The organism is Acidilutibacter cellobiosedens, from assembly GCF_004103715.1.
In the GTDB taxonomy this organism is placed as follows: domain Bacteria; phylum Bacillota; class Clostridia; order Tissierellales; family Acidilutibacteraceae; genus Acidilutibacter; species Acidilutibacter cellobiosedens.
Genome location: NZ_CP035282.1, coordinates 1,786,682 through 1,800,497, shown reverse-complemented (window position 1 = coordinate 1,800,497; position 13,816 = coordinate 1,786,682). Strand labels below are relative to the sequence as shown.

Annotated in this window: 12 protein-coding genes; all 12 read right to left on the bottom strand. The window is 34.1% G+C overall.

The genetic code is table 11. The annotated features are described in order from the left end of the window. Window positions 1-4 precede the first annotated feature (4 nt). On the bottom strand, window positions 5-1,054 hold the full coding sequence (gene nusA / locus EQM13_RS08655; RefSeq protein WP_128752461.1) for a transcription termination factor NusA: 1,050 nt from the start codon (window positions 1,052-1,054) through the stop codon (window positions 5-7). Between the two features lie 14 nt (window positions 1,055-1,068). Then, a complete protein-coding gene (rimP, locus tag EQM13_RS08650) occupies window positions 1,069-1,533 on the bottom strand; it encodes a ribosome maturation factor RimP (protein ID WP_206172973.1) in 465 nt (154 codons plus the stop codon). Between the two features lie 117 nt (window positions 1,534-1,650). Then, window positions 1,651-5,925, bottom strand: coding sequence for a PolC-type DNA polymerase III (locus tag EQM13_RS08645; protein ID WP_128752460.1), 4,275 nt, complete (start codon window positions 5,923-5,925; stop codon window positions 1,651-1,653). A 36-nt stretch (window positions 5,926-5,961) separates the two neighbouring features. Continuing rightward, a complete protein-coding gene (gene ispG, locus EQM13_RS08640) occupies window positions 5,962-7,011 on the bottom strand; it encodes a flavodoxin-dependent (E)-4-hydroxy-3-methylbut-2-enyl-diphosphate synthase (protein WP_114217777.1) in 1,050 nt (349 codons plus the stop codon). 6 nt (window positions 7,012-7,017) lie between these two features. After that, window positions 7,018-8,028: an RIP metalloprotease RseP gene (gene rseP / locus EQM13_RS08635; protein WP_128752459.1), complete on the bottom strand. Its 1,011-nt coding sequence runs from the start codon at window positions 8,026-8,028 to the stop codon at window positions 7,018-7,020. Window positions 8,029-8,047: 19 nt separating this feature from the next. Then, window positions 8,048-8,836, bottom strand: a complete 789-nt coding sequence (locus EQM13_RS08630; protein ID WP_128752458.1) for a phosphatidate cytidylyltransferase — start codon at window positions 8,834-8,836, stop codon at window positions 8,048-8,050. Continuing rightward, a complete protein-coding gene (locus EQM13_RS08625) occupies window positions 8,837-9,589 on the bottom strand; it encodes an isoprenyl transferase (protein WP_128752457.1) in 753 nt (250 codons plus the stop codon). A gap of 47 nt (window positions 9,590-9,636) precedes the next feature. Continuing rightward, window positions 9,637-10,194 (bottom strand): ribosome recycling factor, encoded by a 558-nt coding sequence (gene frr, locus EQM13_RS08620; RefSeq protein WP_128752456.1) that lies wholly within the window; start codon window positions 10,192-10,194, stop codon window positions 9,637-9,639. A 2-nt stretch (window positions 10,195-10,196) separates the two neighbouring features. Further along, a complete protein-coding gene (gene pyrH, locus EQM13_RS08615) occupies window positions 10,197-10,913 on the bottom strand; it encodes a UMP kinase (RefSeq protein ID WP_128752455.1) in 717 nt (238 codons plus the stop codon). Between the two features lie 111 nt (window positions 10,914-11,024). Further along, complete coding sequence (gene tsf / locus EQM13_RS08610; RefSeq protein ID WP_128752454.1) at window positions 11,025-11,672, bottom strand: translation elongation factor Ts; 648 nt, start codon at window positions 11,670-11,672, stop codon at window positions 11,025-11,027. Between the two features lie 76 nt (window positions 11,673-11,748). Beyond that, on the bottom strand, window positions 11,749-12,456 hold the full coding sequence (gene rpsB, locus EQM13_RS08605; protein WP_071138735.1) for a 30S ribosomal protein S2: 708 nt from the start codon (window positions 12,454-12,456) through the stop codon (window positions 11,749-11,751). Between the two features lie 174 nt (window positions 12,457-12,630). Further along, window positions 12,631-13,641, bottom strand: coding sequence for a D-alanine--D-alanine ligase family protein (locus tag EQM13_RS08600; RefSeq protein WP_114217783.1), 1,011 nt, complete (start codon window positions 13,639-13,641; stop codon window positions 12,631-12,633). Window positions 13,642-13,816: the final 175 nt, after the last annotated feature.

Below are 13,816 nucleotides of genomic sequence, written 5' to 3'. Positions count from 1 at the left end.
CCTCCTATTCTTTTTTCCCTTCCTCATACTGTTTCTCACTCTTTATGTCTATCTTCCAATTAGTCAATTTAGCCGCAAGTCTCGCATTTTGTCCTTCCTTCCCTATAGCTAAAGAAAGCTGATAGTCGGGCACTATTACTAATGCAGATTTTTCTTTTTCATTTACTTCCACTTTCAAAACTTTTGAAGGGCTTAAACTGTTTGAAATAAATTCTCCAACATTTTTACTCCATATAATTATATCTATTTTTTCTCCGTTTAACTCATTTACTATAGCTTTTACCCTGCTTCCCTTAAAACCTACGCAAGCTCCCACAGGATCTACGTCGGGATCCTTAGAAAAAACAGCTATCTTAGTCCTTGATCCTGCTTCACGGGAAATTCCATAAATATCAACTATTCCATCATGTATTTCCGGAACTTCCAGTTCAAACAATCTCCTTACAAGACCCGGATGAGATCTGGAAAGTATTATTTGAGGGCCTTTAGTGGTTTTTTTAACCTCAAGGATATATAACTTTAATCGATCTCCCTGATTATAAGTCTCTCCCTCTATCTGCTCCGAAGGTGGAAGAACCCCTTCCGTCTTTCCAAGATCAACGTATATAATATTTTTACTTATCCTTTGAATCAGCCCCGTTACTATTTCATTCTCCCTGCCGGCAAATTCATTAAATACTACTTCTCTTTCCGCTTCTTTAATTTTTTGCATTACTACCTGTTTTGCTGTTTGTGCGGCTATTCTGCCAAAATTTTTCGGCGTAACTTCTATCATAATAATATCGCCGATTTGATACTTATCATCAATTCTTTTGGCCTCATCCAAACTTATATCTAAAAAAGAATCCTCAACTACTTCTTTAACTGTCTTTTTAGCAAAAACTTTGACAGTTCCCATCTCTCTGTCTATATTAACTTCAACATTCTGAGATGAACCAAAATTCTTTTTGTATCCTGAAACGAGAGCTGCTTCAAGCGCATCAAATATTACATCCTTTGAAATGCCTTTTTCCTTTTCAATTTCTTCAAGCGCCTCTATGAATTCGGCATTCATTTAACTTAACCTCCTTAAAATTTTATTGCCAGCTTTATTTTTGATATATTATTTCTTGGTATTTCCATTTCACCTATATCATTATCTGTAATTTTTATGATATCTTCATTAAAACTTACTAATTCCCCAGAAAACTTTTTCTTTCCCTGCAAGGCCTTATATAAACTCACATCAACATCTTTGCCGAGACTTCTCTCTAAATCCCTTTCTCTCTTTAAAGGTCTGTCCAGCCCTGGAGATGAAACCTCAAGATAATAACTTACATTAATGGGATCAACTTCATCAAGTTTTTTGCCTATATACTCACTCACCTTCTGACAATCATCAACAGTAATACCGCTGGACTTATCTATATAAATTCTCAAAAAATAATTTGAATTCTCCTTTACAAATTCTATATCTACAAGTTCTATGTTATTTTCGCGTAAAACCGGATTTGAAATTTCCTCCACCATCTTTATTATGGATTTTTTATTCAAAGTATCACCTCCATTTCTCTATCCGCCTTTTAAAATAAATCAAAGAGTGGGTTTTCCCACTCTTTAAATATACTTCCTCTTGTTGTCAATAATATTATAACATATTTATAACAAAAATCAAACACTAAATAGGCTGATTTGATTACTTTCAGGAAGTCCATTTAAACACCCGTGGTTTTCTAATGCTTCAACTACAGTAACACTTGCTTTGGTCCTGTTTATCAAATCCTCCTTTGATATAAATTCTCTCTTTTCTCTTTCGGATACGATATTTCTTGCAACGGTCTCTCCCACTCCTTGAAGAGATTTTAAAGGAGGAATTATTCCTTCTTTTCCAATTATAAACTTATCACTGTCGGATTTATAAAGGTCCACCTTCTCAAAAGAAAGACCTCTCAAATACATTTCCAGCACTACTTCCAAAACAGTTAAAAGATTTTTTTCCTTCGCGGTTCTTTCGGTTCCGTTATCTTCCAGCTCTTTTATCTTTGACTTCACAAAACTTTTTCCTTTAAGTACCAATTCCGCATCAAAATCGGCCGATTTAGTTGTAAAATAGGTAGCATAAAAGGCTTGAGGGTAATGGACTTTAAAATACGCAATCCTGAAGGACATCATAACATATGCTACGGCATGAGCCCTAGGGAACATATACTTAATCTTGTTGCAGGAATTTATATACCACTCCGGAACATTATTTTCCCTCATATAATCTTCGTCCTCTTCCGTCAGTCCCCTGCCATGTCTTACTCTTTCCATTATCTTAAAAGCTCTTTTATTATCAAGTCCCATATTGATTAAATAAAGCATTATATCGTCTCTCGTACATATAACATTCTTCAATGTAGCCGTTTTATTCTTGATAAGTTCCTGAGCGTTATTAAGCCACACATCGGTTCCATGAGCAAGGCCGGATATTCTTACCAGTTCATCAAAAGTTGTAGGCTTTGTATCGACAAGCATCTGCCTTACAAACTTTGTTCCGAATTCAGGTATTCCCAAAGTACCCACTTCCGTATTAATATCCTTTCCGGATATCCCAAGAGGATCTGCAGAAACAAAGATCTCCATTGTTTTCTCATCATCAAGAGGAATTTTTCTTGAATCAACGCCTGTGATATCTTCCAGCATTCGTATTATACTCGGAACATCATGCCCAAGAATATCAAGTTTTAATATCCTTCCGCTTATGGAATGATAATCAAAATGAGTGGTTATAACTCCTGATTTTTTATCGTTGGCTGGGTATTGCACAGGAGTAAAATCAAGGATATCTTTGTATTTAGGTACAATCATTACTCCTCCCGGGTGCTGCCCCGAAGTACGCTTAATTCCGGTACATCCCTTTACCAGCCTTTCTATCTCTGCGGGATGAACGGAAATATCTTTTTCCGTAAAATATTTTTTTACAAATCCATAGGCTGTCTTTTCGGCAATAGTTCCTATTGTACCGGCTCTGTACACATACCCCTTTCCAAAGAGCTCTTCCGTATATTTATGAGCCACAGGCTGATACTCTCCGGCAAAATTCAAGTCAATATCCGGCTCTTTATCTCCTTCAAAACCGAGAAAAACTTCAAAAGGTATGTTATATCCTTCCTTTATTAGTTTTTTACCGCATTTAGGGCAATCTTTATCCTCCATATCAATTCCTGAACTTACGGAACTATCTAATACAAATTCACTGTATTTACAATTTTCGCAAATATAATGGGGCGGCAAAGGATTCACCTCTGTTATACCACTCATAGTAGCAACAAAAGAAGAACCCACAGATCCTCTTGAACCTACCAGATATCCGTCACTTAGGGATTTGGAGACTAATTTCTGAGCAATTATATACATGACAGCATAGCCATTTTTAATAATTGAATTCAGTTCCCTTTCAAGTCTCTTCTTAACAATATCCGGCAGAGGATCTCCATATATCTTCTTTGCCCTTTTGTGAGTAATTTCCGTCAACTCCTTATCCGAATTCTCGATTACGGGAGGAAAAGTTCCGTCGGGAATAGGAAGAAATTCTTCAATTTTATCTGCTATGAAATTTGTATTTTTTATTACTACTTCTTCAGCCTTCTTTTCTCCCAGATAACTAAATTCTTCAAGCATTTCATCCGTAGTCTTAAAATAAAGAGGAGGCTGATCTTCCGCATCATGAAACCCTTGACCGTACATGAGTATTCTTCTGTATATTTCATCTTTTGGATCCAAGAAATGCACATCTCCTGTAGCAACCACAATCTTATTAAATTTTTCTCCCAATTCAACAATTTTTCTGTTTATGTTTTTAAGTTCTTCCTCGTCTTTTACTATTCCTTCTTTTACCAGATGCATATTATTGCCTATAGGCTGGATCTCCAAATAATCATAAAATTTAACTATCTCATCAATATCTTTATCATCTTTATTCCTAATTATTCCTCTGTATAATTCTCCTGCCTCGCAAGCACTTCCAATTAAAAGTCCTTCTCTGTAGTTTTCTATCAATGACTTGGGAATTCGAGGCTTTCTGTAAAAATAATTTAAATGGGATTCAGTAACTAACCTGTATAAATTTTTAATCCCCACAAGGTTTTTGGCAAATATAATAATATGATAAGTATCTTCCTTAGTAAGGTTTTTATTATTTGAAAGTTTCTTGTTTATTTCGCTGATATTTTGAATTCCTTTTTTTTTCAGAATATCAAGGCAGATTAAAAATATGTCTGCAGTAGCTTTTGCATCATCAACTGCTCTGTGGTGGTTTTCCAAGGAAACATTTAAATGCTTGGCAACAGTGTTCAATTTATGATTTCTTAAAGTCGGAAACAGGGATCTGCACAGCTCCAACGTATCTATAACAGGATTTTTAAGATCAATTCCCAATAACTTAAGATTTTCTCTGATAAATCCCACATCAAAAGACGCATTATGAGCAACAAGGTTGGCTCCTTCTATAAAAGAATAAAAATCAGGAAGTATCTCACTTATTTTAGGCTTATCTTTAACCAGCTCATCTGTAATTCCGGTAAGATCGACTATCTTTTCCGGTATAGGTATTTCCGGGTTTATCAATTGATTATACCTTTCGAGAATTTCTCCATTCTTTATTTTTACCGCTCCTATTTCCGTTATTTTATCATTATTGGGAGACAATCCGGTAGTTTCTATATCAAATACCACATAGGTATCACTAATTTCAGTATTTTGAGGATTTGACAGTATACTGCTCTTGTCATTTACCATATATCCTTCTAATCCATAAAGAATTTTTATATTGTATTTTTTCCCGGCTTCCATTCCTTCAGGAAATCCTTGGACAACTCCATGATCTGTTATGGCTATTGCTTTATGTCCCCATTGGGAAGCCCTCTCCACCAAAGAAGAAAAACTATTGATGCCATCCATTGAGCTCATCTGAGTATGAAGGTGAAGTTCTACCCTTTTTTCATCGGCACTGTCCATTCTTTTAGGTTTATCCATAATATTAAAGTTTTTCATCATTAAAACCAATTGTTTGGAATATGTATCAAATATTATATCTCCTTCTGCCTTTCCATATGTTCCTTCTTTAATATAAAGGTCCATCTCCTCTTCTTTTTTGGAAGCAACAAATGATTTCACGGTAATGGAATTAGTATAATCCGTAATATTAAAAATATATAACTTTTTTCCTCCCTTGATTTCTCTTTTTCCTACATTAAATATTTCTCCCTTTACGACGGCATGAGATATATTGGAGTTTATCTCAGAAATATCTATAGGTTCTTCCTCAATCTTTTTGCCAAGGGTATAGGAAGAAGATTTTCTTTTCTCCTTGGTTTTATTGTTTGAAACTTTATTTTGATTTTCTATCATAGCTTTAGATAAAATTTTTTCCTCATTTAATGTTCCCTTTAAAAATTCTTCCTTACTATCAATATCATCATTTTTATTTATCAATTTAAATTGAGCCTTTTTATTAACCTCATCATGAATTTTTAAATCTATATCACGGATTATTCCGTTCTTTTCCAAAATATCATATACAATACGATTGTTTATTTCAATATAAAATGTATCCTCCGAAAAATGCCAATTCAAATATTCCTTCCAAGGGTTATTGGCCGGCGTTTCCTTATCTATTAAATACATAATATTATTAAAATATTTATTTATATTATCCTTTTTATCGAAATTTTCAATTTCATATTTAATATTGATCTTCACACTAAACTCATTAAATCTCTCTTTTAATTTTTCTTTCAAATTATCTATATCCTTGCCATCAATTATATTAAAAGATTTAAGATCAACCGATAACAATTTTTCATCTAAGTTGATCTTAACTTTGTTTACAATAATATCTTCCGTAAAATTTAAATCCATATGATTATCATTTATAAGTTTATTTAAAGATACGCTTTTACTCATCAGTTACTCCTATCCCTCCCTCTAATCTGGGAATGATTACATCTTTTCTATTTCTTTCATGAATTCATTTACCAATTCTTCTTCTTTTACCTTTTTGATTATCTCCCCTTTTTTAAATATAAGGCCGCTTCCTTTTCCACCGGCAATTCCGATATCCGCTTCCCTTGCTTCCCCCGGTCCGTTTACAGCACATCCCATTACAGCAATTTTAATATGCTTTTTTATATTCTTCGTTCTTCTTTCAACTTCATTTGCAATTTGTATCAGATCAATTTGGGTTCTTCCGCAGGTAGGACAGGATATAATCTCCAAAGAATCATTAGACAACCCTAAGGAGTTCAATATTTCCTTCCCGACTTTCACCTCTTCAACAGGATCCCCAGTTAAAGAAACTCTTATAGTATCCCCTAAGCCCATGAACAGTAAAGCGCCTATCCCTACAGCAGACTTGATGGTTCCTCTCCATGGAGTACCCGCCTCGGTTATTCCTATATGGAAAGGATAATCAACATACTCGGCCATTTTCATGTAAGATTTTACCGTAAGAGCTATATCACTGGCCTTTAAAGATATTTTCATATTATTAAAGTTCATATCTTCCAATATCCTTACATGTTCCAATGCACTATAAACTATGGAATATTCATTCACTCCGTTATATTTTTCCAAATACTCTTTTTTAACAGAACCGGAATTCACTCCTATTCTTATAGGAATATTTCTTTCCTTACATGCCTTAACGACTTCTCTAACCCGTTCACTGGAACCAATATTCCCCGGATTAATTCTTAAGCCGTCAGCCCCGTTTTCCACAGAACCAATTGCTAATTTGTAATCAAAATGAACATCTGCAACGAGGGGTATATTAATCCTTTTCTTTATTTCCTTAATGGCATTGCATGAATCTAAGTCCGGAACCGCCACCCTTACAATATCACAGCCGGCCTCTTCCAATTGGTGAATCTGATTAACTGTCTTTTCAACATCATTGGTTTTTGTATTGGTCATTGACTGAACCGTTATTGGGGATCCTCCTCCTATAGGAACTTTCCCCAAAAATATTTTTCTTGTTTTTCTTCTTTTCATTTAAAATCACCTCCCAAGTAAATTAAATCTGGAGATATCCGAATAGGTAACAAATATCATCAAAAGTATCAATGCCACAAAACCAACGAAATGAATAAATCCTTCTTTTTCAGGATTTATAGGTTTACCTCTGAAAAATTCAATTATTAGAAACAATATTCTGCTCCCGTCAAGGGCAGGTATGGGCAAAAGATTAAAAAATCCTAAATTCACGCTGATGAAGCCCATGATATATAACACATTGGCAAATCCATATTTTGCGGCTTCTCCAATAGTATATATTATTCCTACAGGCCCTGAAACATCTTTTGAAGTTAATTGCTTATTATATATCATTGAAGGAATTTTAAACATTAATTTTAATATAGAACCGGTTGTTTCAAATCCGCTTTTAGCAGAATAAGAAATGCTTTTTTCATAGGCCGGATAAATTCCTATAATCATTCTTCCGTCTTCCACCTTTGGTTTTAAATAATAATCGGATTTTTGAGAATTCCTTAATATGGATATTTTTACTTCCTGGCCTTCTTCGGTACTGTTTATTCCTTCTGATATGGAGTCCCAACTATTGATCGCCTTATCATTTATGGCAACAATTTTATCTCCGCTCTTTAATCCTGCCTCATAAGCCGGAGAATTTTCAATTGTTTTATCTATAACGTTAGTAGGTCTTCCCACTATATAAGCAACTACTGCAAAGACGATTATTGCCAAAACAAAGTTCATAATGGCTCCTGCAGCCACTACAGCTATTCTCGAACCAACAGTCTTATTATTAAAACTTCTGGGATCTGAAGAATTTTCATCCTCTCCCTCCATTTTTACATATCCTCCTATAGGAAGAGCACGAATAGAATAATCCGTTTCACCTTTTTTCTTATGAAATATTCTGGGACCCATGCCCACGGAAAATTCATTAACTTTAATTCCCACTAATTTTGCAACGATAAAATGTCCAAATTCGTGAAGAACGATAACCATCAGAAAAACAAAAATAACAGCTAAAGCTGTATTCAATTATAACACCACCTATCTTTTACTTTAATATATATGATACATAATAGTATACTATCGGTGCAACAAAAATTATACTATCAAATCTATCTAAAACTCCACCATGCCCCGGTATAATATATCCGTAATCTTTAATATTTACTGTCCTTTTAATTCTGGATGCGGCTAAATCTCCAAATTGAGCTCCCACGGAACCCAGCACAGACAATATTATCATCTTCCACAAGGGAGCAATATTAAAATAAATCGAAAAAGCCAATACCAAAAAAATACTTGCCAATACTCCCCCTATAGAACCCTCCAGAGTTTTATGAGGACTTAATTCAGGGCATAATTTTCTTTTCCCCATAAGGTTGCCGAAAATATAAGCAAAAGTATCTGTTCCCCAGGCAATTATAAATACAAGCCAAATATATATGCTCTTATCCAAATATACAATATGAAACATAAAAAAAGGAACATACATAACACTAAACAAAGTTATTGAAACATTATAAACAGAAATCTTCTTGTTTAATACAATAATTATAAGAAGCACCAGCATCATAAGATTGATCATAAGATTAAAAGGCAAAACATTATTATTTATACTATTGATAAATAATCCACAAGTGAACAAAATCCCCAGCCATATATTAGGAACCATTTTGTTATCTTTAATATTCCCAAATGCTTTGTTTAATTCATATATTCCGATAAGGGAAACAAAAAATATAGACAAATCTAACATTATTCCACCTTTTGAAACAATAAACATGACTATTATAACTCCTATTATTCCGCTTATGGTTCTGATGGCAAAATCTTTCACTTAAATTCCCCCATATCTTCTGTCTCTTTTTTGATAATCCAGGATTGCTTCATAAAAATTTTTTTCCGTAAAATCAGGCCAGTATATATTGGAAAACCAAAATTCAGTATAAGCTATTTGATAAAGCATAAAATTACTTATTCTAAGCTCTCCGCTTGACCTTATCAATAAATCAGGATCAGGCTGGCCCTTAGTATATAAATAATCGGAAAACATCTCACTGTTTATTTCATCAATACTAATTTTACCCAAATTTATGTCATTTAAAAGACCTTTGATTCCATATATTATTTCATCTCTTCCACCATAATTTAAGGCAATGTTCAATACCATTTTACTATTATCCTTAGTTTTTTCAACTGTTTTTTTTATCTCAGAAATAACGGCTTTGGGAAGGCCCTCTATATCACCTATGGGATTAAATTTTATATGGTTTTTACACATTTTATCCAGCTCACTTCTGAGATATTTTATTAAAATCTTCATCAAATTATCCACTTCGTCTTTAGGTCTTTTCCAATTTTCTGTAGAAAATGCATACAAAGTAAGATATTTAATTCCTATATTAGTAGCTGCCTCAACGATCTCCTTTACTCTCTCCATTGCTTCCTGATGGCCAAAAGTCCTCGGCATATTTCTTTTTTTAGCCCATCTTCCATTTCCATCCATTATTATACATATATGCTGCGGCAGCCTATTTTTATCAATTAAGTTTTTAATTCTGTTCGCTTCATTCGTTTTATTTTCCAACATTACAACCTCCAGTTAATAAAAGCCCCTTCTTTAGAAGAAGGGGAAAATTATACTTCCATGAGATCATTTTCCTTTTTCAAGGTTAATTTATCAATCTCCTCCACATATTTATCCGTTATCTTCTGAGTTTCTTCCTCAGCTTCCTTTCTTTCGTCTTCACTTATCTCTTTATTCTTTTCCATCTTTTTTAATTTTTCATTACTGTCTCGTCGAGTATTCCTTACAGCAACTTTAGCATTCTCGGCAGCTTTTTTTACCATCTTTACCAAGCTCTTTCTTCGTTCTTCCGTCAATTGAGGTATAACGAGCCTAATAATCTTGCCATCATTGGAAGGATTTAATCCGAGATCCGACTTTAATATTGACTTTTCAATCAACGGAATTGTCTTAGGATCCCAAGGCTGTATAACTAAAAGTCTCGGTTCCGGCGCAGATATTCCCGCAACCTGAACTAAAGGTGTAACGGCTCCATAATATTCAATAGTAATTTTATCCAAAATAGACGGATTTGCTCTTCCTGCTCTTATCCCTGCAAGTTCTTCTTTGTACACACCTATTGTCTTTTTCATCCTCTCTTCTGTTTCCTTATGAATTTCCAGATACATAGCTATTCCTCCTTTACTTGAGTTCCAATTTTTTTACCGAGAACAACATTTATAATATTGTCCGGTTCATCGATACCAAATACAATTAAAGGTATTTGATTATCCATACATAGAGATGTAGCTGTCGAATCCATGACCTTTAATCCCATATTTAAAATATCTATGTACTTTAACTGTTCGAATTTTTTGGCTTCTGAATTCATCTTAGGATCAGAATCGTAAACTCCGTCGACTCCTTTTTTGGCCAACAATATCACATCAGCTTCAATTTCAGCAGCTCTTAATGCAGCAGTAGTATCCGTAGAAAAATAAGGATTTCCCGTTCCCGCGGCAAATATAACTACTCTTCCTTTTTCCAAATGTCTTATTGCCCTTCTTCTGATATACGGTTCCGCAACCTCTCTCATTTCAATCGCACTTTGAACCCTTGTTATAACTCCGGCTTTTTCTAAGGAATCCTGTAATGCCAAAGCATTAATAACAGTTCCCAGCATCCCCATATAATCAGAAGTAGCCCTATCCATTCCCTTAGCACTACGTCCTCTCCAAAAATTTCCTCCTCCTACCACTATAGCTATCTCGGTTCCCATAATTTGCAGCTTTTTTATCTGTTCCGATATTTTTTCGATAGTATCTTCGTCTATTCCTACTCCTTTATCTCCAGCTAAAGCTTCCCCACTCAACTTCAATACAATCCTCTTATATTTTGGCTGACTCATGCTAATCCTCCTCAAATATTTAATTCTATATAAACTCAATAATTCCTTCTTGTTTTTTTTGAGATTTTACTTAAATGGAGAACAAATATTTGTTCTCCATTTAAGTAAAATTTACATTTTAACTTGTTTTGCAACTTCTTCGGCAAAGTTCTCTTCTCGTTTTTCCAATCCTTCTCCGACTTCGTATCTTACAAATCTTCTTATCTTTATATTTTCTCCTATCTTAGAAATCTTTTCATTGAGCAAATCCTTTACTCTAATATTGGTATCCCTGATAAAAGGCTGCTCCAGCAAGCATACCTCTTCATAAAATTTTTCCAATCTTCCTTCAACAATTTTATTAGCAACATGTTCCGGTTTTCCTTCATTTTTTACCTGTTCAGTAAGAATTTCTCTTTCTTTGTCCACTTCATCTTCCGGAACATCTTCTTTAGAAACATATTTAGGACTGGAAGCAGCAACTTGCATTGCCATGTCTCTAATAAATTGCTTAAAATCACTACTTTTAGCAGCAAAATCCGTTTCTGTATTTATTTCAATTAAAACACCTATTCTTCCATTGTGTATGTATGCATCTACTAAACCTTCAGCAGTTACCCTTCCTGCTTTTTTTGCTGCTTTGGATAATCCTCTTTCTCTCAGAAGATCAACAGCTTTTTCAACATCCCCATTGGTTTCCTCCAATGCTCTTTTACAATCCATCATTCCAACGCCTGTTTTTTCTCTCAATTCTTTAACAAGTGATGCAGATATACTCATCGTATCCCTCCTTCTATTGTCAAAAAACGGTAAGAGTGAAATAAGAAAATATCTTCTCTCCCCCTTACCCTCTTATTTATTCCTCAGAAATTTCCATCTGTTCTCCCTGTTTTCCTTCCAATACTGCATTTGCAACAGTTTCAGTTAATAACTTAACTGCCCTTATAGCATCGTCATTCCCCGGAATTACATAATCTATTTCATCCGGATCACAGTTTGTATCAACAATACCAACAACAGGTATTCCTAATATTTTAGCTTCTTTAACCGCTATTCTTTCCTTTCTTGGATCGACTACAAAGATAGCATCAGGAATTTTATTCATATTCTTAATTCCGCCTAAGAACTTTTCCAGTCTGTCTCTTTCATGTTTTAATTTAATTACTTCTTTCTTTGGCAGAAGATCAAAAGTTCCGTCTTCCTCCATAGTATTTAACTCTTGTAATCTGTCAATTCTTTTTCTGATGGTATTATAGTTAGTTAACATTCCGCCTAACCATCTCTGATTAACATAGTGCATACCACATCTCTTGGCTTCCGACTCTATTGCTTCCTGAGCTTGCTTTTTAGTTCCTACAAACAATATCTCTCCACCATTTTCGGATACTTCTTTTACAAAATCATAAGCTTCCTCTACTTTCTTCACCGTTTTCTGAAGATCAATGATATATATACCATTTCTTTCAGTAAATATATACTCTGCCATCTTAGGGTTCCATCTTCTGGTTTGATGTCCAAAGTGTACCCCTGCTTCCAATAAACTTTTCATCGTAATAACTGACATTTAAATTCACCTCCATGTTTTATTCCTCCATTCATCTCATCTTCTTAAAGTACCATCAAAGGCACGTCTTTAAAAATCCACGAATGTGTGTAATCACTATAGTAGTATAGCATATATCATTGCTATAATCAACATATTTTTATTTTTTTATACATTCCTTTTCTTCACACTACATTAAGATATTAATTTTCTTTTATCCTTATTTTTTAAACCATATCTTTCTATCCCGCTTTCTAAAATAGTGCTTATGAACTCTGATGAAGTCATTCCTGCAGCCTTTGCGGAATATCCCATATATCCATGATGAACTTTCATATCGCCGTACTCATCTTTTTTCGAATCCATAGTAAGTCCGGCAAAGGTATTAAGCTCCAAAAAGTATGGTATACCGTTTTTTCCTATAATCATATCAATTCTGGAATAATCCTTTGCATTCAATACCCTGTATATTTTTAAAGCCGTATTTTTAATACGCCTCTCCTCTTCTTTTGAAAAATCAGCAGGACAATATATTATTTCTTTATCATACATTTTATGTTCAAATGTATTGGTTTTAACAGAATTGTACCCTATTTCTACAATAGGTAGCACTATGGGTTTTTTATAGCCTATGATGCCGACGGTTATCTCTCTTCCTTCTATAAATTCCTCTATTAATGCTCTCTGCCCAATATTTTCGGTAATCTTTTTCACTACCCTTGGTAATTCTTCTTTCCTGTATATTATATTATCCTCACCAATACCGGCACTTCCCCTTCCTGCAATAGGTTTAGCAAAAAGAGGATAATTTAAATTTATTTCCGGTATCCTATTTGCATCATCGGCTATGACAAACTTAGGGGTTGGAAGTTTATTATAAATCACAATTTCCTTTCTTTGAGCCTTGTTTAATGGTACAAGGTCAATTCCCGACCCAACATAAGGAATACCGAAGGTTTCTAAAAACGCAATTTCCTTTGTACTGGATGCGTTAAATATAATATCAATATTTTCTTTTTTAATATCATCAAAAGTTTCTCTGGGGTCTTTTTTCCATTGTAAGAGGCAAGCATCATAACCGGCAGTTTTCAAAGCTGAATAATGATGGTAGGCCTCTTCATAAGCATCATCATAAACCTTGTCAGAGGTAAGTCTCATTTGCTGCTCTACATTTCTGAGCTTTCTCCAAAATATACCCGCCTTCATCTATATTATCTCCTTTTCTTTGACATTATAAAACTTATCGCCGATTATGTTATATCACATTCTGCATCCATTCTCAAGCAATTCCTCCAAATTTTATTATGTTAAAAAGCAATGATACCGTAAAAGATATTTTTAAGATTATATAAATAATACCTCCCTGAATTCAAAAAGGTAT

What these genes read in the sequence shown, in the direction of transcription:
- nusA (WP_128752461.1), bottom strand. Translation starts at nt 1,054, where the DNA reads ATGAATGCCGAATTCATAGAGGCGCTTGAAGAAATTGAAAAGGAAAAA.
- EQM13_RS08645 (WP_128752460.1), bottom strand. Translation starts at nt 5,925, where the DNA reads ATGAGTAAAAGCGTATCTTTAAATAAACTTATAAATGATAATCATATG.
- ispG (WP_114217777.1), bottom strand. Translation starts at nt 7,011, where the DNA reads ATGAAAAGAAGAAAAACAAGAAAAATATTTTTGGGGAAAGTTCCTATA.
- EQM13_RS08625 (WP_128752457.1), bottom strand. Translation starts at nt 9,589, where the DNA reads ATGTTGGAAAATAAAACGAATGAAGCGAACAGAATTAAAAACTTAATT.
- frr (WP_128752456.1), bottom strand. Translation starts at nt 10,194, where the DNA reads ATGTATCTGGAAATTCATAAGGAAACAGAAGAGAGGATGAAAAAGACA.
- pyrH (WP_128752455.1), bottom strand. Translation starts at nt 10,913, where the DNA reads ATGAGTCAGCCAAAATATAAGAGGATTGTATTGAAGTTGAGTGGGGAA.
- tsf (WP_128752454.1), bottom strand. Translation starts at nt 11,672, where the DNA reads ATGAGTATATCTGCATCACTTGTTAAAGAATTGAGAGAAAAAACAGGC.
- rpsB (WP_071138735.1), bottom strand. Translation starts at nt 12,456, where the DNA reads ATGTCAGTTATTACGATGAAAAGTTTATTGGAAGCAGGGGTACACTTT.
- EQM13_RS08600 (WP_114217783.1), bottom strand. Translation starts at nt 13,641, where the DNA reads ATGAAGGCGGGTATATTTTGGAGAAAGCTCAGAAATGTAGAGCAGCAA.